The sequence below is a fragment of the Streptomyces sp. Ru62 genome, assembly GCF_002920615.1.
Lineage (GTDB): Bacteria > Actinomycetota > Actinomycetes > Streptomycetales > Streptomycetaceae > Streptomyces.
On the sequence record NZ_PQSU01000032.1, the window covers coordinates 31,614 to 50,221 of the forward strand.

Below are 18,608 nucleotides of genomic sequence, written 5' to 3' on the forward strand. Positions count from 1 at the left end.
GGGACCATGGCCGCGGAATTATTCGAAGGGCACTATGTATGGCACCCGGCGGCCGACGACCGGGTCCTGGCGAGCGTATGCGTCGATGTGCGCGCCGGGCGTCACCGATACGCCCACGAGGCGCTCGTCGAGACGCGTTCCGACTTCGCCCTGCGCGCCCACCGCTCGCTGGTCCTCGCCTCCGAGGCGGCCGGCACCGACCTGGTCGAACGCTGGCTCGCCGAGGAACCGACCCCCGAGGCCGCGCTCATGTGGGCGCGGGTCGCGGTGCAGCGCGCCCTGCGGGCCGCCGACGCCCGTGACGAGCGTGCCGAGGCGCTGGAGCGGATCGCGCTGACCGCCTGCGACCGGGCTGCCGAGGCAGCCCCGGCCGATCCCACCCCCTGGGTCGCCCGGCTCGCCATGGCCCGGCTGCACCGGCTCCGCGACCCGGCCCCGCAAGGCCTGCTCACCGCCCCGCCCGGCCCCTGGCGGCTGTTCGCGCACATCCTGTCCCTGGACCCCTGGCACCGCGAGGCCCACCACCGCTTCCTGTCCTGCTTCTTCACGCGGTACGGCGGCTCGGTCACCGCGGCCTGGGACGTGGCCGCCTTCCTCAGCCAGCGGGCGCCCGCCGACTCCGCCCTCCGGCTGCTGCCCCTGGTGGCCCTGGTGGAGAGCTACAACCCCACCCAGCTCCTCGCCGACCGGGTCTGGGAGCAGCCCCAGTGGCGCTCCACCGCACTGGCGATCTACCAGCACTGGCTGCCCACCGTGGCCGGTTACCGCTTCACCCCCGTGCTCGACCTGGCCTACCTCGCGCACGCGCTGGTCATGGCCCAGCGCGCGTTCGAGGCCCGGGCGGTCTTCACGGCGATGGGCCCGTACGCCTCGCGCATGCCGTGGAGCGCCTTCGGTGACCCCGCCGAGCAGCTCTCCCGGGCGCGGCGCGCCTGCGGGCTGCCCGTCCCCGGGCCCGCCTGATCCGCTCGTCCCCCAACCCCCCATCCAGAGAAAGGCCGATCTGTGTCGGAACGGATGTCGACTCCCCGGGCCCGCGCCCGCGCGGCGGACTCCGTCGTGCTCGACGACGACGCCACCCTGCACGCGATGGGTTATCCGCGGAAACTCACCCGGCGCTTCCAGGCGTTCGACAATTTCGCGATCTCGTTCACCATCATCAATATCCTCTCGGGTATCTTCTCGTCCTTCGGATTCGGTATGAACGCGGGCGGCCCCCGCATTCTCGTGTTCGGCTGGATCGGCGTCTCGCTCATGGTGCTGCTCATCGGCGCGGCCATGGCGGAAGTCGCCTCCGCCTATCCGACGAGCGGTGCCCTGTATTTCTCCGCCGGTAAACTCGCCAAGCGGCACAAAGGCGCCTGGTCATGGTTCACGGGCTGGCTGAACTTCGTAGGCCAGATCGGCGGCACCGCCGCCACCGGCTATGCCGCCGCCACCTTCATCCAGGTGTTCGTGCAGTTGCAGTGGCCCTCCTACCAGCCGACCGCGCACCAGACGGTCCTCGTCACGGCCCTGATCATCGTGCTCCAGGGGCTCGCCAACACCTACACCGTCCAGCTCGTCGCCGTACTGAACCGCATTTCCGTGTGGTGGCTGCTGATCGGACTCGTCGTGATCGTGGGCGCACTCACCGTGATGCCCGATCATCACCAGCACGCCTCCTTCGTCACCCATTTCGAGAACAACACCGGCTTCACGAGCGGGCTTTACGGCGGCATGCTCGGCCTGCTGGTCACGAGCTGGACCTTCACCGGGTTCGACGGCAGCTTCCACATGTCCGAGGAAACGGTCCACGCGACGGTCAGCGCACCGAAGGGCATCACCCGCGCCATCGGCTATTCGGCGATCACCGGCCTGGTCCTGATGCTGGCACTGGTCTACAGCATCGGCGACTACGCCAAGGTGGCCGGAGCCGCCGCGCCGCCCGTGCAGATCCTCATCGACGGCCTCGGCCTGCCCACCGCCAAGGCGATGCTGCTCATCGTCATCGGCGCGATGCTCTTCTGCGGTCTGGCCAACCTCACCAGCAACACCCGGCAGATCTTCGCCTTCTCCCGGGACGGCGCCATGCCCGGCTCCCGCTGGTGGCACTCGGTCTCGCTGCGCACCCGCACGCCGGTGAAGGCGGTCTGGCTCGCGGTCGGCTGCTCGCTGGCCCTGGTGGTGCCGGGCTGGTGGTCGCACACGGCGTTCACCGCCATCGTCAGCGTCAACGTGGTCGGCCTCTTCCTGGCCTACGCCGTGCCGATCTTCCTGCGGCTGCGGCTCGGCGACGAGTTCCGGCCCGGTCCCTGGCACCTGGGCCGCTGGGGCAGGCCGATCGGCTGGCTCGCGGTGACCTGGATCCTGCTCAGCAGCGTCCTGTTCATGCTTCCGCAGGCATCCCCGATCACCGCCGACTCCTTCAACTACGCGCCGATCGCGCTCGCCGTCGTCCTGCTGGTGGCGACGGTGTGGTGGTTCGCCACGGCCCGCCGCCGCTTCCAGGGGCCGGTCAGCTACGGTCGCCCGGACGAGGTCGCCGCGATGGACCTCGTCTGAGCGCGCCGGGGCGCGGGAGCGTGGGGCCGGTCGAGCCCGCGCGAGGGAGCCGCACAGCGGTACGGTCCCGCGCCCCTTCCGGCACCCCCGCCAGTGGTCCAGGCCAATATTCGTGCGGCGGCATGCGCCGAAGTGCTGGCAGCGAGATCCGGCCTGCTTCATAGTTACCGCACCGGATCAGCCCGTCTCGGACACCCTGGGGGTCATCGCGCCCATGAGCAGAGCCCAACAGCCGTCCCGCAGAACCGTTCTGGCCGTGGCCGTCGCCGCGGCGGTGACCGGCACAGCGGCCCCCGCTGCCGCCGCCGCACCGCGACCCGCCGACACCGACGACCCCGGTCAGGCGCAGGCCCGCCCGATCGACTACCACTGCTGGACCACGTTCCGCGACTGGCGCTGCGGCACCGTCCAGGGCGCCCGGCCCGTCTCCGGCAGCCGCCCCGGCGTCGTCATCGGCGCCCCCGCCGGCCGTACCGACTACACCGACCCGCACACCGGGACCACCGCCACCTGGGAGTACGCCACCTGGACCTCCCCGGTGCACCGGCTCACCGTGCCCGCGACCGAGGTCATCGCCTCCTGGAACGCGCACACCCCCGCCGGCACCTGGCTCCAGGTCGAGCTGCACGGCACGTACTCCGACGGCACCGGGACACCCTGGTACGTGATGGGCCGCTGGGCCGCAGGCGACCAGGACGTCAAGCGGACCTCGGTGGACGACCAGACCGACGGCAAGAGCACGATCTGGACGGACACCTTCGCCATCGACGACGCGAGCACCGGTCTGCGCCTGACGTCGTACCGGCTGCGCCTCACCCTCTACCGCCGCCCCGGTACGCACCTGACCCCGACGGTCTGGCGGCTCGGCGCCATGGGCTCCGACATCCCCGACCGCTTCACCGTGCCCGCCTCCACCCCCGGCCTCGCCCAGGAACTGGCCGTCCCGCGCTACTCGCAGGAGATCCACAAGGGCCAGTACCCCGAGTACGACAACGGCGGCGAAGCCTGGTGCAGCCCCACCTCCTCACAGATGATCATCGAGTACTGGGGCGGCCGGCTCACGCCGGAGCAGCTGTCCTGGGTCGACCCGTCCTACGCCGACCCGCAGGTCTGCCACGCGGCCCGGTTCACCTACGACCACCAGTACCAGGGCTGTGGCAACTGGCCGTTCAACGCCGCCTACGCGGCCACCTTCGACGGACTGCAGGGCGTGGTCACCCGGCTCGCCTCCCTCACCGACCTGGAGACGCTGATCGCGGCCGGCATCCCGGCCATAACGTCCCAGTCGTTCCTCAAGCAGGAGCTGACGGGGGCCGGTTACGGCACCTCCGGCCATCTGATGACCGTCATCGGCTTCACCGCGGACGGGGACGTGATCGCCAACGACCCCGCCTCGCCGAGCGACGAGGCGGTGCGGCGCGTCTACAAGCGGCGCGAGTGGGAGAACATCTGGCTCAGGACCAAGCGGTACAACGCCTCCGGCAAGGTCGTCTCCGGCACCGGAGGGGTCTGCTACCTCTACTTCCCGGCCCACCCGACCCCGCGCCAGCGCAAGGCGCTCGCCGCGGTGGGCGTGTACTGAGGTCCGGTGGGCGCGGCGTGTGACCAAGCTCATCGCCGCGAACGCCGTCGCGGGTGGCATGGTGGACGGATGGGTGGGGGATTCCGCCGTATACGTCCGACCTCTGCGAGTAACACCATGACCGCACACCCGGCCACCGCCACCCGCGCCGTCACCGGCGGCCCCCAGGAAGACGGCCCGAAGATCGTCGAGCACGTCCTGGGCTGGGTCCTCGTCGCGGTGTTCGCGATGCTGGTGACCCAGCTCGGCCTGCTCTGAACCGACGCGCACCTGCCTCTGAACGGACCGCTCACGCGCGCGACTTGTTCTGACATACTGCGGCTGTCCCGTCGTACCCAGATCAGGGCCGGTCTTGAACATGCCGCAGCAGCGCGCTGTCGTCCGTCCGCGCGGCACCGAGCGCTCCGTGGCGCGCCGCGCCGAACTCATCGCCGTCGGGCGGAAGTTGTTCGCCGACACGTCCTACGACGCGTTGTCCATGGATGACATCGCCCGCCAGGCGCAGGTGGCCAAGGGCCTGATCTACTACTACTTCCGGTCCAAGCGCGGCTACTACCTCGCGATCATCGAGGACTCCGTCGCCGACCTGGTCACCTCCGCCGCCGGCGGGGTCCAGCTGCCCGCCGTGGACCGTGTGCACCGCACGATCGACGGCTATCTGCGCTACGCCGAGCACCACCAGGCCGCCTACCGCACCATCGTCAGCGGCGGCGTCGGCTTCGACACCGAGGTGCAGGCGATCCGGGACGGCGTGCGCGAGGCGATCGTCACCACGATCGCCGAGGGGGCCTATGGCCGCGCCGGCATCTCCCCGGTGGCCCGGATGGGTCTGCTGTCCTGGGTGTGCAGCGTGGAGGGCGCCACCCTGGACTGGATCAGCCGCCCCCGGCTGTCCCGCGAGACCATGTGCGAGCTGCTGGTGAAGACGCTGGGCGGGGCCCTGCGCGCCATCGAGGAGCTGGACCCCGCCCACCCGGCCCCGCCGCCCGCCCGCCGGGACGGCTGATCCGGGAGGAACCGTCAGTTGATCGCCTTGATCAGCTCACCGTTCGCGGTGTCGCCGCTCAGCTCCCAGAAGAAGGTGCCGCCGAGGCCCTGCTGGTTCTTGTACGTCATCTTCGTGGCGATGGTGGCCGGGGTGTCGTAACTCCACCAGTCGCTGCCACACTTGGCGTAGGCGGTGCCGCCCACGGTTCCGGTCGCCGGGCACTTGGTCTTGAGCACCTTGTAGTCGTCGATGCCCTGCTCGTACGTCCCGGCCGCCGGGCCCGTGGCCGTACCGCCGGGGGCCGCCTGGGTGACGCCGGTCCAGCCGCGCCCGTAGAAGCCGATGCCGAGGAGCAGCTTCGAGGCCGGGATGCCGAGGCCCTTGAGCTTGGCGATCGTCGCCGACGTGTAGTAGTTCGCCTTGGGGATGCCCGAGTAGGAGTTCAGCGGGGAGTGCGGGGCGGTCGGGCCGGTCGCGTCCCAGGCGCCGAAGTAGTCGTACGTCATCGGGTTGTACCAGTCGACGTACTGGGCGGCGCCGGCGTAGTTCGCCGCGTCGATCTTGCCGCCGCTGGTGGCGTCCGCGGTGATCGCCGCGGTCACCAGGTTCCCGGAGCCGAACTTCGACCGCAGGGCCGCCATGAGGTTCTTGAACGCCTCGCGTCCGCTGGTGTCACAGGTGTTGCCGCAGGCGTTCGGGTACTCCCAGTCGATGTCGATACCGTCGAAGACCCCCGCCCACTTGGAGTTCTTCACCAGGTCGTAGCAGGACTGGGCGAAGGCGGCCGGGTTCTTCGCGGCCTCGCCGAAGCCGCCGGACCAGGTCCAGCCGCCGAAGGACCACAGGACCTTCAGACCGGGGTGCTTCTTCTTCAGCTTCAGCAGCTGGTTGAAGTTGCCGCGCAGCGGCTGGTCCCAGGTGTCGGCGACGCCGTCGACCGACTCGGCGGCGGTGTAGGCCCGGTCCGTGGCCGCGTAGGAGTCGCCCATGGCGCACTTGCCGCCGGTGACGTTGCCGAAGGCGTAGTTGATGTGGGTCAGCTTGGCGGCGGAGCCGGAGGTCTCGACGTTCTTGACGTAGTACTTGCGGTCGTAGGTGCCCCATTCGGTGAAGTAGCCGACGACCTTGGAGCCGGCCGCCAGCCGCGGGGCGCTCGGGGCCGCCGCGGTCGCCGTGCCCGTCCCGGCCAGCAGGCCGGCGCCGAGGGCGGCGGTACACGCGGCCGAGACGAGGGCCCGGACGAGGGAGCGGTGGGGAGTGTGCATTCGGGTGTCTCCTCGTGGGGGAGAGGGGAACGCGCGCCGATTGGCATGAACGCGGTAAAGCGTTGGTCATGCACCCTAGGAGGACTAGACCAGTAGGTCAATGGTTCGGACCAATATCGCCGCTGCGCACGGCTCCGACTGGACTCCTGAAGTAAGCGGTCGTTAACTGGTGACGGGAGGTCGCTGATCGGGCATACTCACTGCGCATGCCGCTGGTCAGCAGCTTCCGAGACCCGGGAGCGGGCGCCTTCGGCGAAGCGCGATACCAGGCGGAGCCGCCCCCCACCCCGGGCCGGACCGCCGGTGCCCGAACAGGGAGGAGCCCGACGCCATGTCCGACCGCGACCCGCAGCCGGTGGAGCGTCAACTGCCGACGGAAGAGGCGAGGGATCTGCTCGCCCTCGTCCGGGAGATCGCCCAGCGCGAGATCGCGCCCGGGGCCGCCGAGGAGGAGGACGCGGGACGCTTCCCGCGCGAGATCTTCACTCTGCTCTCCGAATCAGGGCTGCTGGGCCTGCCGTACCCCTCGGAGTACGGCGGCGGCGACCAGCCCTACGAGGTCTATCTCCAGGTCCTGGAGGAGCTGGCCGCGGCCCGGCTCACCGTCGGCCTCGGCGTCAGCGTCCACACGCTCGCCTCCTACGCCCTCGCCACCTACGGCACCAAGCAGCAGCAGGTCGAGCACCTGCCCGCGATGCTGGGCGGCGGCCTGCTCGGCGCGTACTGCCTGTCCGAGCCGTCCTCCGGTTCGGACGCCGCCTCCCTGCGCACCAAGGCCGTCCGGGAGGGCGACCGCTGGGTGATCGACGGCACCAAGGCCTGGATCACGCACGGCGGCATCGCCGACTTCTACACCGTGATGGCCCGCACCGGAGAGGACGGCCCGCGCGGAATCACCGCCTTCCTCGTGCCCGGCGACGCCCCCGGCCTGAGCGGTGCCGCGCCGGAGAAGAAGATGGGCCTGAAGGGCTCACCCACCGCGCAGGTGCACCTCGACGGCGTCCGCGTCCCGGACGACCGGCGCATCGGCGAGGAGGGCCAGGGCTTCTCGATCGCCCTGGCGGCGCTCGACTCGGGCCGGCTCGGCATCGCGGCCTGCGCCATCGGCCTCGCCCAGGCCGCACTGGACGAGGCGGTCCGCTACGCCACCCAGCGCCGCCAGTTCGGCAGGCCCGTCGCCGACTTCCAGGGTCTGCGCTTCATGATCGCCGACATGGCCACGCAGATCGAGGCCGGCCGCGCGCTGTACCTCGCCGCCGCCCGGCTGCGGGACGCGGGCAGGCCGTTCGCCAAGCAGGCCGCCATGGCCAAGCTGCACTGCACCGACACCGCCATGAAGGTCACCACGGACGCGGTGCAGATAATGGGCGGCTACGGCTACACCGCCGACTTCCCGGCCGAGCGCTATATGCGCGAGGCCAAGGTCCTGCAGATCGTCGAGGGCACCAACCAGATCCAGCGGATGGTCATCGCCCGTCACGTGGCGGGGCCAGAAGGTCGCTGAACTGGCCCGTGAGCACCGTCGGGGCCGCCAGCCTGACCCACTCCGGGTCATGGCGGCCCGGCAGGGTACGGCCGCGGTCGGCCCAGGTCCGCATGAGGTCGCGGTAGATGGGCGGGTCCGGCGGCGCGGCCGGCGGAACCGATTCTCCGGGGCGGGGGACGAAGATACGGCGCTGACGCCCGGTTGCCGAGTACGTGGGGGTCATACCAGGGCAACGCGGCGACGGCCGGGCAGGTCACCCTCCCACGGAATCGAGCTTCAGTTCATCCCCGTCCGGGTCCCTCCCCAGGCACCCGCACGACGGCTGACGCACCGTCAACTCATCGTCGCCCAGGGTCGTGTGCGACCGCCGGCCTTCCCGTACCGCTCGACGAGCACCCCGAGCACGGATGCGCCCCGCCGGGCGTCATGCCGTACAGCTGCGAGGGCGATGCGCCGCACCCGGGAAGTGACGTCGGGCGCGACCGACCGCCTGGAGACGGCGACTCCTGTGCAGCGCCCGGCGGCACGTGATCGTCATGCTGGGCGTCGCCTGCTGCCGGGCGTGCGCGAGGAGGTCGCCGTTTCCGTGGGACCCGGACACGCTGATCCCGCGCCACGGCGGCCGGCGTGCCCGGCAAGGCGCGTACGAGTGGGCGGGGTGAGCCGGCTCAGGCGGCCTGGCGGCGCATCGACGGCACGCGCATCGGGCGCGAGCCCGGGCCGCCGACGTGCGAGAAGGGCTGCGTCCGCCAGTTCAGACCCTGGGGAAGCGTGAGCAGCAGGGCGGTGTCCTGCTCCTGCGGCTCGAAGGATTCGTCCGCGGGGCGGGCGTCGGCCGCCGCACGGCCGGTGCCCGCGCACACCGTGAGCCCGAACGGGTTCCACGGCGAGGCGCACAGCGCGTGCTCCGGCAGCACCTCCTCGTCCGCCAGCAGCGCGATCGGCTGCGCGCAGTCCGGGCAGATCACCCGGTACATCTCGAAGGTGTCGTAGGCGTCCAGATCGTCTTCGAAGGCGTCGGGTTCGACGCCCTCCGGCTCGGGTTCGGCGACCGACTGCCGGTGCGTGGACGCGGATCGACCAGGGCGATGGGTACTCTGCATGGGATTCTCCCCCTAAGGCTGGGCCGTGAAGGCGCTGCGGCCTCGACCACAGCAAGCACTTCCCGTCCGCCCTCGGCGGTAATCACGAGGACATCACGGAGCCTGTGTTCGAGACGTGTGGTCTTCGTCACATGCCGTGTGCAGGTGCCCGTCCCGGTGCATTTTCTCCCGAACAGGCAATGACCTGCACCTCTGAGGTATCCGTGGAGATCAAGCGCACTGTAGGTTTTGGCGGCATGGAGGAGCTGGACCGTCAGATCGTGCAGCTGCTCGTCAAGGACGGGCGGATGAGCTACACCGACCTGGGCAAGGCCACGGGCCTGTCCACGTCGGCCGTGCACCAGCGGGTGCGCAGGCTGGAGCAGCGTGGCGTCATCCGCGGCTACGCCGCGGTGGTCGACCCCGAGGCCGTCGGGCTGCCGCTCACCGCGTTCATCTCGGTGAAGCCGTTCGACCCCAGTGCCCCCGACGACATCGCCGACCGCCTCGCCGGGGTCCCCGAGATCGAGGCGTGCCACAGCGTGGCGGGCGACGAGAACTACATCCTCAAGGTGCGCGTGTCCACCCCGCACGAACTGGAGGAACTGCTGGCCCGGCTGCGCTCGCTGGCAGGGGTCTCGACGCGGACGACGGTGGTCCTCTCGACACCGTACGAGGCCCGGCCGCCGAAGATCTGACAGCCGCCGTGCCGACCGCGCCGGGTGCCGTGCGGGCGCCCCGGGTGCGCCTCTGCCCCGGCGCCAGGAGAAACTGTCGGCCATGAGCAACCGCACCGCCGAGCCCCCCGAGACCGTCCTGCTCCGCCGCGGCGAGGTCCACAGCCCCGCGGACCCCTTCGCGACGGCGATGGTCGTCGAGGCGGGCCATGTCGCCTGGGTCGGCTCCGAAGGCGCGGCCGACGCCTTCGCCGACGGCGTGGACGAGGTGGTCGATCTCGACGGCGCCCTGGTCACCCCCGCCTTCACCGACGCCCATGTGCACACCACCGCCACCGGCCTCGCCCTGACCGGTCTCGACCTGTCCGGCGCCCCCTCCCTGGAGGCCGCCCTCGCCCGGGTCCGCGAGTTCGCCGCCGCCCGCCCCGACGACCGGGTCCTGCTGGGGCACGGCTGGGACGCCGCCCGCTGGCCCGGCGGCCGGCCGCCGACCCGCGCGGAGCTGGACGAGGCCACCGGCGGACGCCCGCTGTACCTGTCCCGCATCGACGTGCACTCGGCGGTCGTCAGCACCGCCCTGCTGGACCTGGTCGCCGCCGACGTCCCGCGCGAGGACGGCCCGCTCACCAAGGACGCCCACCACGCCGTCCGCGAGGCCGCCCTCGCCGCCATCACCCCCGCCCAGCGCGCCGAGGCCCAGCGCACCGCCCTGGCGCACGCGGCCTCCCTCGGCATCGGCACCGTGCACGAGTGCGGCGGCCCACGGATCTCCTCCGAGGACGACTTCACCGGCCTGCTGCGGCTCGCCACCGAGGTGCCGGGCCCCCGCGTCGTGGGTTACTGGGCGGAAGAGGACACCGCGAAGGCCCGCGAACTGGGTGCGACCGGCGCCGCGGGCGACCTCTTCGCCGACGGCGCCCTCGGCTCGCACACCGCCTGCCTGCACGAGCCGTACGCCGACGCCGGCCACAGCGGCACCGCCTACCTGGACGCCGACGCCGTCGCCGCCCACGTCGTGGCCTGCACCGAGGCGGGCCTCCAGGCCGGCTTCCACGCCATCGGCGACGCCGCCGTGGCCACCGTGGTGGAGGGCGTGCGCGCCGCCGCCGAGAAGGTGGGCCTCGCCCGGATCCGCGCCGCCCGGCACCGAGTCGAGCACGCCGAGATGCTCACCCCCGACACCGTCGCCGGCTTCGCCGAGCTGGGCCTGATCGCCTCCGTCCAGCCCGCCTTCGACGCGCTGTGGGGTGGCGAGGACGGCATGTACGCCCGGCGCCTGGGGGCGGAGCGGGCCCGCACCCTCAACCCGTTCGCCGCCCTGCTCCGCTCCGGTGTACCGCTCGCGTTCGGCTCCGACAGCCCGGTCACCCCGCTCGACCCCTGGGGCACGGTCCGTGCCGCCGCCTTCCACCGCACGCCCGAGCACCGCATCTCCGTCCGCGCCGCCTTCACCGCGCACACGCGCGGCGGCTGGCGCGCCGTCGGCCGCGACGACGCGGGTGTCCTGGTCCCGGGCGCCCCCGCCGACTACGCCGTCTGGCGCACCGACGAGCTGATCGTCCAGGCCCCCGACGACCGGGTCGCCCGCTGGTCCACCGATCCGCGCTCCGGCACGCCCGGCCTGCCCGACCTCACTCCGGGCCGTGACCTGCCGGTCTGCCTGCGGACCGTGGTCGGCGGGCGGACGGTGTTCGTACGGCCGGGCGAGTGATCTCCCGGGGTGGCGTGGGCCGCCCCGGCCGCCGGGGCCCCGCCGCCCCACCTGCGCATCCTCCCCACCGGCCGCGCCACCGGTGCCGTCCGCGCACTTCAGAGGGCTGTTGACAGTCGGCGGCCAGGGGCCGGTAGGTTCGTCCGAGTCCACCACCGGACGCCCGACCGGGGGACGTTCAGCCGACTCGTCGCAGCGCCGCTGGGTCAGGGACGGTGTGCCGCACCGGAGCACCGTCGCTGGGAGCCAGGCTCAGCGCCCGCGCCGACGAGGGGAACGTTCTCGCGGGTCGGCCAGGTGTGACCCGGGTGGGGCCCGGGCGCTCAGTAGACAACGGCTTCCGGTCGACCCGCAGCCAGCGGGTCCCGGGTCGGACCGAAGGGCGCCGGGCCCCCATCCGTCGTGGTACGAAGATGTTCAGCACGTGGTGGAAAAGTACCGAAAAGTTCCTTCTTACCCCGCTCTTGTGGAACCGACACCACCATACGAACGCGCTGTCACCTCTTCCCAGGCCGCGGCCACTATGGTGGACCCCTGCGTACGACATGAAGGGGCAGCAGTGAACGACGGCGACGGGACCCTCGCGGCCGAGGCCCAGGGGAGGCAGTTCGGCCCGCTCGGCACGGCCTTGGTGATCATCCCGACCTACAACGAGGCGGAGAACATCAAGTCCATCGTCGGCCGGGTGCGCAAGGCCGTCCCCGAGGCGCACGTGCTGATCGCGGACGACAACAGCCCCGACGGCACCGGCAAGCTCGCCGACGAACTGGCCGCCGACGACGAGCACGTCCATGTGCTGCACCGCAAGGGCAAGGAGGGCCTCGGCGCCGCCTACCTCGCGGGCTTCCGCTGGGGCCTGGAGCGGGACTACGGCGTGCTGATCGAGATGGACGCCGACGGCTCCCACCAGCCCGAGGAACTGCCCCGGCTGCTCACCGCGCTCAAGGGCGCCGACCTGGTCCTCGGTTCCCGCTGGGTGCCCGGCGGCCGCGTGGTGAACTGGCCGAAGTCCCGGGAGTTCCTCTCACGGGGCGGCTCCACGTACTCGCGGCTCATGCTCGACGTGCCGATCAAGGACGTGACCGGCGGCTTCCGCGCCTTCCGCCGCCAGACGCTGGAGGGCCTCGGCCTCGGCGAGGTCGCCTCGCAGGGCTACTGCTTCCAGGTCGACCTGGCCCGCCGCGCGGTGAAGGCCGGCTACCACGTCGTCGAGGTCCCCATCACCTTCGTCGAGCGGGAACTGGGCGACTCCAAGATGAGCCGGGACATCGTGGTCGAGGCCCTGTGGCGGGTCACCTCCTGGGGCGTCGGGGACCGCCTCGGCAAGCTCACCGGCAGGGACAGGCAGGCGTAGCGGCGGGCCCGCCGCTGCGCCGGTCGGCCGGTTCCCGCCGGCCGATCACCCCCTTATCCCGCGCTGAGGCGTGCCGAGGCACACTGGGACCATGACGACTGGCGCTCCGACCTCTCCGCACACCGCCCGCCGCCGGCGCTCCCGGCTGCGCAGGTACCTGCCGCTGGGTCTCGCCGCGTGGCTGGTGCTGGAGATCTGGCTGCTGACCCTGGTCGCGGGCGCGGCGGGCGGTCTCACGGTGTTCCTGCTGCTGGTCGCGGGCCTCGTGGCGGGGTCCGTGGTCATCAAGCGGGCGGGCCGCCGCGCCTTCCGGAGTCTGAACGAGGCGGTGCAGCGGGGCGGCTCACCGGCGCGCGGCGGCGGCAACGGCCTGATGATGCTCGGCGGCCTGCTGCTGATGATCCCGGGCCTGGTCTCGGACGCGGCGGGCCTGCTCCTGCTGCTGCCGCCGGTGCAGAAGGCGGCGAGCCGCTTCGCGGAGAACGCCCTGGAGCGGAGTCTGCGCAAGGCCGTCCCGGGCAGCCTGGGCGACGCGTTCCAGCAGGTCCGCATCCACCGGCCGGACGGCAAGGTGGTGCAGGGCGAGGTCCTCAGGGAGGACCGGCCCGAGCCGGGGGAGCAGAGGCCCCCGCTCACGCGCTGAGCATCCCGCACGAGAACCGGCAAACGACCGCGGGCGCCGTACGTAGGAGACGTACGGCGCCCGCGGTCGTTGTGCTGTATGCGCGTTACGCGCTCTTGCGGCTGTCCCTGGGGTGGACCGCGATGTTCATCGCCCCCGAGCGCAGCACCGCCAGACGCTCCTCAAGGACCTCTTCGAGTTCCTCGCGGGTGCGTCGCTCCATCAGCATGTCCCAGTGGGTACGCGCGGGCTTGGCCTTCTTCTCCTCAGGGCCGTCGCCGTCCACGAGGAGTGCCTGGGCACCACAGACCTTGCACTCCCACTCCGGCGGGATCTCCGCCTCGACCGAGAAGGGCATCTCGAACCGGTGCCCCTTCTCGCATGCGTACTCCACGGCCTGGCGCGGGGCCAGGTCGATACCGCGGTCCGTCTCGTAGCTGGTCACCACGAGGCGCGTACCGCGAAGAGCTCGCTCACTCATGAATCGTGCCTCCCGGGCTTGTCGCCCACAGGACAGGTGTCGCTGTCGTCGTCATCCGGTCAACGTCCGGTCGGCGGTAAAGATTCCCGTTCCGAGTCCCGTTCCGGGTCATGCGTCGCCGTCGTAGCCGCCCCTTGTTCTACCCACAGGCGCCCGGTTTGTCACATCTGCTAGCAGATGTCACCCAGCGTTTCGGCATCTTTGACGCGCAGTAACGGTACGCCTGGCAGGCCAAACGCGTACACTACCGCCCTTTCACGCCGAGTGCTAAATCGGCGCTAGATCTTCTCCGGAAACGGGTTCCCCGCCTCGGAGATCGCACGCCGCACCGGGACCCGCGCCAGCAGGACGAAGCCGACGACGAAGAAGGCCACCAGCGAGATGATCGCCGACCGGTAGCTGCCGGTCAGCTGGTAGGTCACGCCGAACAGCAGTGGCCCCAGCCAGCTCATCCCGCGGTCGCTCATCTCGTACGCCGAGAAGTACTCGGCCTCCTTGCCCGGGGGCACCAGATGGGAGAACAGCGACCGGGACAGCGCCTGGCTGCCGCCGAGGACCAGGCCGATCCCGGCGGCCAGCACGAAGAACCACACCGGCGCCCGCGCGGGCAGGAACCAGCCTGCCGCCAGGGTGAGCGTCCAGGCCACCAACGAGCCCAGGATCGTCCGCTGCGCGCCGTACGTCCGCGCCAGCCGGCCCATCGCCAGCGCCCCCGCCACGGCCAGCACCTGCACCAGCAGCACCGCCCCGATCAGGGTCGACTGGCCGAGACCCAGCTCCTCGGAGCCGTAGACCGAGGCCTGGGTGATCACCGTCTGGATGCCGTCGTTGTAGACGAGGTACGCCAGCAGGAACGCCAGGGTCAGCGGATGCCGGCGCATGTCCCGGACCGTCGCGGCCAGCTGCCGCAGCCCCGGTGCCGTGGCCTGGCCCACGCGCGCGTGGCGGTCGCGCAGCCGGCGTAGCGGTACGAGAGTGAAGGCGCCCCACCACAGGCCCGCCGAGGCCAGGCAGACCCGGACGGCGGCGGTCTCGGAGAGGCCGAAGGAGTCGTGCGCCGAGTACAGCACCAGGTTGGCGACGAGGACGAGTGAGCCCGCCGCGTAGCCGAAGGCCCAGCCCTGGGAGGAGACCGCGTCACGCTGCTCGGGCGGCGCGATCTGCGGCAGATAGGAGTTGTAGAGCATCATCCCGACGGACTGCGCCGCGTTGGCCACGACGAGCAGCACCCCGCCGAGCAGATACCGGTCGCCGTCCAGGAAGAACATCCCGGTGGTCGCCGCCGCGCCGGTGTACGCCGCCGCCGCGAGCAGCGGCTTCTTGCGGCCCGTACGGTCGGCCGCGCCGCCCACCAGGGGCATCACGACGACGGCCAGGACCACCGACAGGGACACCGCGTACGCGAAGAAGGAGCCGGCCCGGACCGGGACGCCCAGCGGGTGCACATAGCCGTCGGCGTCCGCCGCGTGCTCGGCGACCGAGGTGAGGTACGGGCCGAGGAAGACGGTGAGGACACTCGTCGAATAGACGGAGCACGCCCAGTCGTAGACGTACCAGCCGCGCTGCTCGCGCCTGAGGCCGGCGGACTCGTCCGCGGCCTCCGCCCGCACGGTGTCGGTGCTCACCCGTGCCCTCGCTTCCCCGCTCAACCGCGAAGGCCCGGGCCGGGGCGGCCGGGTGGTCAGACCCAGACGCCGCGGTCCTCCATCACCTTGCGCAACGTGTCGATGTGATCGGTCATGATGCCATCAACTCCCAGGTCCAGGAGCCGGTGCATCCGTTCCGCCTCGTTGATCGTCCACACGTGCACCTGGAGCCCGCGCGCGTGGGCGGCGCGGACGAAGCGGTGGTCGACGACGGGCACGCCCGACTGGGCCTCCGGCACCTGCGCGGCCACGGCCGACCGGCGCACCGCGGCCGGCAGCCCCCACGAGCGCAGCCGCAGGCTCAGCACCCCGCGCGTGCCGAACGAGGTGGCCAGCCGGGGCCCCGCCAGCCGCTGGGCCCGCAGCACGCGTGCCTCGGAGAAGGAGCCCACGCAGATCCGGTCCCAGGCGTCCATGCGCTCGACCAGGTCCAGCAGGGGCCGCAGCGCGGGCTCCGCCTTGACGTCGACGTTCCAGCGCACCTCGGGGAAGGTCTCCAGCAGCTCCTCGAACAGCGGCACCGGTTCACGGCCGCCCACGCGCGCGTGCCGCACGTCCGCCCAGGGCAGGTCGGCGATCCGGCCCGCGCCGTCGGTGACCCGGTCCAGGGTCGCGTCGTGGAAGGCGACCAGCCGGCCGTCCGCCGTGGCGTGCACATCCGTCTCGATGTAGCGGTAGCCCAGCTCCACCGCGCGCCGGAACTGGGCCACGGTGTTCTCCAGCCCGTCGGCCGCCCCGCCCCGGTGGGCGAAGGCGATCGGCCCCCGGTGGTCCAGGAAGGGGTGCCGCGGGCGTGATGTCGTGAGGCTCACGGTCGCAGTATCGCGCGCCCGGGTGTCGCCGCGGCAACGACGGTGCTGCCCGCCGGTGCCGACGGGACGGCGAACACCCGCAGGAAGGCCTGCGCCAGCGGTCCGATGGACACGGCGTAGAGCACGGTGCCCACCCCGATGGTGCCGCCCAGGACGAATCCGGTGACCACCACCGCTACCTCCACCGCCGTCCGCATCAGCCGGATCGACCGGCCGGTGCGCCGGTGCAGGCCCGTCATCAGCCCGTCGCGCGGGCCCGGCCCGAAGCGCGCCGCGATGTAGAGGCCGGTCGCCGCGCCGTTCAGCACGATCCCCGCGAGCAGCAGCGGGACACGGGCGGTGAGGGCGTGCGCGTCCGGGAGCAGCGCGAGCGTGCCGTCCATGGCGAGGCCGACCACGAACACGTTCGAGACCGTGCCGAGCCCGGGGCGCTGGCGCAGCGGGATCCACAGGAGCAGCACCGTCGCGCCCACGATGATCGACACCACCCCGATGCTCAGCCCGGTCAGCTCCGCGAGCCCCTGGTGCAGCACGTTCCACGGCTCCAGGCCCAGGCCCGCCGCCACGAGCAGCGCGGAACTCGCGCCGTAGAGCGCGAGCCCGGCGTACAGCTGGACCAGCCGCCGTCCGAGGTGGCGGCCGGGAGCGGATGGACTGGGAGCGGACATGGACGTACCCCCCTGGGTGGTGGCTGTGGCCTGACGCATGACACTCTGTGGCTTGGGATGAATCGTCATCCATGGCCAATTCCGGGAAGGTGGACTGATCTTCATGGCGCAGTGGACCTCGGCCGTGGGGGCCGCGCAGCTCGCCCGGCTCCTCAACTCCCAGCAGGACCGCCCGGCCGGCCCCGGCACCCGCCGTCCCCCCGCCTATCGCGCCCTCGCCGACGGCGTCCGGCTGCTCGTGCTGGAGGGCCGGGTCCCGGTGGCCGCGCGCCTGCCCGCGGAACGCGAACTGGCCCTGGCCCTGTCCGTCAGCCGCACCACCGTCGCGGCGGCCTACGAGGCGCTGCGCGGCGAGGGCTTCCTGGAGTCCCGGCGCGGCGCCGGGAGCTGGACCGCCGTACCGGCCGGCAACCCCATCCCCGCCCGCGGCCTGGAACCCCTGCCGCCCGAGGCCCTGGGCTCGGTGATCGACCTCGGCTGCGCCTCGCTCCCGGCGCCCGAGCCGTGGCTCACCCGGGCCGTGCAGGGCGCCCTCGAGGAACTGCCGCCGTACGCCCACACCCACGGCGACTACCCGGCCGGACTGCCCGCGCTGCGTTCGATGATCGCCGAGCGGTACACCGCGCGCGGGATCCCCACCATGCCGGAGCAGATCATGGTGACGACCGGTGCGATGGGCGCCATCGACGCCATCTGCCACCTCTTCGCGGGCCGGGGCGAGCGGATCGCCGTGGAGTCCCCGTCCTACGCCAACATCCTGCAGCTGATGCGCGAGGCGGGCGCCCGGCTCGTGCCCGTCGCGATGGCCGAGGGCCTGTCCGGCTGGGACCTGGACCGCTGGCGCCAGGTGCTGCGCGAGGCCGCGCCGCGGATCGCCTACGTGGTCGCCGACTTCCACAACCCCACCGGGGCGCTCGCCGACGAGGACCAGCGGCGCCGGCTGGTGGACGCGGCCCGCGCGGCCGGCACGGTGCTGGTCGCCGACGAGACGATGAGCGAGCTGTGGCTTGAGGAGGAGTTCCGGGACGGCGGTATGCCCCGCCCGGTGTGCGGCTTCGACCCGGCCGGCTCCACGGTGATCACGGTCGGCTCGGCCAGCAAGGCGTTCTGGGCCGGGATGCGGATCGGCTGGGTGCGGGCGGCGCCCGACGTCGTGCGCAGCCTGGTCGCCGCGCGGGCCTACGCCGACCTGGGCACGCCGGTGCTGGAGCAGCTGGCCGTGAACTGGCTCTTCAGCACCGGGGGCTGGGAGCAGGCGGTCGAGCTGCGCCGGGCGCAGGCCCGGGAGAACCGGGACGCCCTGGTGGCCGCGCTGCGCCGGGAACTGCCCGGCTGGGAGTTCGAGGTGCCCCGGGGCGGCCTGACCCTGTGGGTGCGCGCGGGCGGCCTGTCCGGGTCCCGCCTCGCGGAAGCGGGCGAACGGACCGGCGTACGGGTCCCGTCCGGCCCTCGCTTCGGCGTCGACGGCGCGTTCGAGGGCTATGTCCGGCTTCCGTTCACCGTCGGGGGAGCGGTGGCGGACGAGGCGGCGGCACGGCTCGCCGCCGCGGCCCGGCTGGTGGAGTCGGGGGCGACGGGGGCGGGCGAGGCGCCGAGGACGTTCGTGGCGTAGGGCGGGCGGGTCCGGGACCTTGGCGGTCCGGGGCCCTGGCGGTTCGGGGTTCGGATGCGTGTCCGGCTGCGGGACCGT

Annotated in this window: 17 protein-coding genes; 11 read left to right on the forward strand and 6 right to left on the reverse strand. The window is 72.2% G+C overall.

Annotated elements, in window-relative coordinates:
- The first annotated feature begins 6 nt into the window (after positions 1–6).
- The 5 genes from C3492_RS34045 to C3492_RS34065 all read left to right on the forward strand — a co-directional run bounded on the left by C3492_RS34045 (position 7) and on the right by C3492_RS34065 (position 5,132).
- Complete coding sequence (locus C3492_RS34045) at positions 7–963, forward strand: hypothetical protein (protein WP_103816498.1); 957 nt, start codon at positions 7–9, stop codon at positions 961–963.
- 54 nt (positions 964–1,017) lie between these two features.
- Entirely contained in the window at positions 1,018–2,544 is a 1,527-nt protein-coding gene (locus C3492_RS34050; RefSeq protein WP_374938405.1) for an amino acid permease, read from the forward strand.
- 214 nt (positions 2,545–2,758) lie between these two features.
- The gene (locus tag C3492_RS34055; RefSeq protein WP_181140693.1) at positions 2,759–4,126 is read left to right on the forward strand and encodes a peptidase C39 family protein; all 1,368 of its coding nucleotides are present in this window, start codon (positions 2,759–2,761) and stop codon (positions 4,124–4,126) included.
- Between the two features lie 117 nt (positions 4,127–4,243).
- Positions 4,244–4,384, forward strand: coding sequence for an SCO1431 family membrane protein (locus tag C3492_RS34060; protein WP_103816500.1), 141 nt, complete (start codon positions 4,244–4,246; stop codon positions 4,382–4,384).
- 100 nt (positions 4,385–4,484) lie between these two features.
- Positions 4,485–5,132: a TetR/AcrR family transcriptional regulator gene (locus C3492_RS34065; RefSeq protein ID WP_181140694.1), complete on the forward strand. Its 648-nt coding sequence runs from the start codon at positions 4,485–4,487 to the stop codon at positions 5,130–5,132.
- Between the two features lie 14 nt (positions 5,133–5,146).
- Here C3492_RS34065 and C3492_RS34070 read toward each other — a convergent pair whose 3' ends face one another.
- A complete protein-coding gene (locus C3492_RS34070; protein ID WP_103816502.1) occupies positions 5,147–6,379 on the reverse strand; it encodes a glycoside hydrolase family 18 protein in 1,233 nt (410 codons plus the stop codon).
- Positions 6,380–6,710: 331 nt separating this feature from the next.
- Here C3492_RS34070 and C3492_RS34075 point away from each other — a divergent pair, with 331 nt between their 5' ends.
- Positions 6,711–7,883, forward strand: a complete 1,173-nt coding sequence (locus tag C3492_RS34075) for an acyl-CoA dehydrogenase family protein (RefSeq protein ID WP_103816503.1) — start codon at positions 6,711–6,713, stop codon at positions 7,881–7,883.
- Positions 7,884–8,533: 650 nt separating this feature from the next.
- Here C3492_RS34075 and C3492_RS34085 read toward each other — a convergent pair.
- On the reverse strand, positions 8,534–8,968 hold the full coding sequence (locus C3492_RS34085; protein ID WP_103816504.1) for a hypothetical protein: 435 nt from the start codon (positions 8,966–8,968) through the stop codon (positions 8,534–8,536).
- A 236-nt stretch (positions 8,969–9,204) separates the two neighbouring features.
- On the opposite strand from C3492_RS34085, the gene C3492_RS34090 reads away from it, so the two are divergent.
- From C3492_RS34090 to fxsA, 4 genes are all read left to right on the forward strand, one after another.
- Positions 9,205–9,645 (forward strand): Lrp/AsnC family transcriptional regulator, encoded by a 441-nt coding sequence (locus C3492_RS34090; protein ID WP_014671472.1) that lies wholly within the window; start codon positions 9,205–9,207, stop codon positions 9,643–9,645.
- Between the two features lie 82 nt (positions 9,646–9,727).
- Positions 9,728–11,335, forward strand: a complete 1,608-nt coding sequence (locus C3492_RS34095) for an amidohydrolase (RefSeq protein WP_103816505.1) — start codon at positions 9,728–9,730, stop codon at positions 11,333–11,335.
- A 559-nt stretch (positions 11,336–11,894) separates the two neighbouring features.
- Complete coding sequence (locus C3492_RS34100) at positions 11,895–12,689, forward strand: polyprenol monophosphomannose synthase (protein WP_103816506.1); 795 nt, start codon at positions 11,895–11,897, stop codon at positions 12,687–12,689.
- Between the two features lie 91 nt (positions 12,690–12,780).
- The gene (gene fxsA / locus C3492_RS34105) at positions 12,781–13,332 is read left to right on the forward strand and encodes an FxsA family membrane protein (protein ID WP_103816507.1); all 552 of its coding nucleotides are present in this window, start codon (positions 12,781–12,783) and stop codon (positions 13,330–13,332) included.
- A gap of 85 nt (positions 13,333–13,417) precedes the next feature.
- On the opposite strand, the gene C3492_RS34110 is transcribed toward fxsA, so the two are convergent.
- From C3492_RS34110 to C3492_RS34125, 4 genes are all read right to left on the reverse strand, one after another.
- Entirely contained in the window at positions 13,418–13,792 is a 375-nt protein-coding gene (locus tag C3492_RS34110; RefSeq protein WP_003977404.1) for an RNA polymerase-binding protein RbpA, read from the reverse strand.
- Positions 13,793–14,070: 278 nt separating this feature from the next.
- Complete coding sequence (locus C3492_RS34115) at positions 14,071–15,417, reverse strand: MFS transporter (protein ID WP_103816508.1); 1,347 nt, start codon at positions 15,415–15,417, stop codon at positions 14,071–14,073.
- Positions 15,418–15,473: 56 nt separating this feature from the next.
- Positions 15,474–16,250 (reverse strand): glycerophosphodiester phosphodiesterase, encoded by a 777-nt coding sequence (locus C3492_RS34120; protein ID WP_103816509.1) that lies wholly within the window; start codon positions 16,248–16,250, stop codon positions 15,474–15,476.
- On the reverse strand, positions 16,247–16,918 hold the full coding sequence (locus tag C3492_RS34125) for a YitT family protein (RefSeq protein ID WP_103816510.1): 672 nt from the start codon (positions 16,916–16,918) through the stop codon (positions 16,247–16,249). The genes C3492_RS34120 and C3492_RS34125 overlap by 4 nt, the downstream gene beginning before the upstream one ends.
- 103 nt (positions 16,919–17,021) lie before the next feature.
- Between C3492_RS34125 and C3492_RS34130 the strand changes: the two genes are divergently transcribed.
- A complete protein-coding gene (locus tag C3492_RS34130; RefSeq protein ID WP_103816511.1) occupies positions 17,022–18,530 on the forward strand; it encodes a PLP-dependent aminotransferase family protein in 1,509 nt (502 codons plus the stop codon).
- Positions 18,531–18,608 lie beyond the last annotated feature (78 nt).

What these genes read in the sequence shown, in the direction of transcription:
- C3492_RS34045 (WP_103816498.1), top strand. Translation starts at nt 7, where the DNA reads ATGGCCGCGGAATTATTCGAAGGGCACTATGTATGGCACCCGGCGGCC.
- C3492_RS34050 (WP_374938405.1), top strand. Translation starts at nt 1,018, where the DNA reads ATGTCGACTCCCCGGGCCCGCGCCCGCGCGGCGGACTCCGTCGTGCTC.
- C3492_RS34055 (WP_181140693.1), top strand. Translation starts at nt 2,759, where the DNA reads ATGAGCAGAGCCCAACAGCCGTCCCGCAGAACCGTTCTGGCCGTGGCC.
- C3492_RS34060 (WP_103816500.1), top strand. Translation starts at nt 4,244, where the DNA reads ATGACCGCACACCCGGCCACCGCCACCCGCGCCGTCACCGGCGGCCCC.
- C3492_RS34065 (WP_181140694.1), top strand. Translation starts at nt 4,485, where the DNA reads ATGCCGCAGCAGCGCGCTGTCGTCCGTCCGCGCGGCACCGAGCGCTCC.
- C3492_RS34070 (WP_103816502.1), bottom strand. Translation starts at nt 6,379, where the DNA reads ATGCACACTCCCCACCGCTCCCTCGTCCGGGCCCTCGTCTCGGCCGCG.
- C3492_RS34075 (WP_103816503.1), top strand. Translation starts at nt 6,711, where the DNA reads ATGTCCGACCGCGACCCGCAGCCGGTGGAGCGTCAACTGCCGACGGAA.
- C3492_RS34085 (WP_103816504.1), bottom strand. Translation starts at nt 8,968, where the DNA reads ATGCAGAGTACCCATCGCCCTGGTCGATCCGCGTCCACGCACCGGCAG.
- C3492_RS34090 (WP_014671472.1), top strand. Translation starts at nt 9,205, where the DNA reads ATGGAGGAGCTGGACCGTCAGATCGTGCAGCTGCTCGTCAAGGACGGG.
- C3492_RS34095 (WP_103816505.1), top strand. Translation starts at nt 9,728, where the DNA reads ATGAGCAACCGCACCGCCGAGCCCCCCGAGACCGTCCTGCTCCGCCGC.
- fxsA (WP_103816507.1), top strand. Translation starts at nt 12,781, where the DNA reads ATGACGACTGGCGCTCCGACCTCTCCGCACACCGCCCGCCGCCGGCGC.
- C3492_RS34110 (WP_003977404.1), bottom strand. Translation starts at nt 13,792, where the DNA reads ATGAGTGAGCGAGCTCTTCGCGGTACGCGCCTCGTGGTGACCAGCTAC.
- C3492_RS34125 (WP_103816510.1), bottom strand. Translation starts at nt 16,918, where the DNA reads ATGTCCGCTCCCAGTCCATCCGCTCCCGGCCGCCACCTCGGACGGCGG.
- C3492_RS34130 (WP_103816511.1), top strand. Translation starts at nt 17,022, where the DNA reads ATGGCGCAGTGGACCTCGGCCGTGGGGGCCGCGCAGCTCGCCCGGCTC.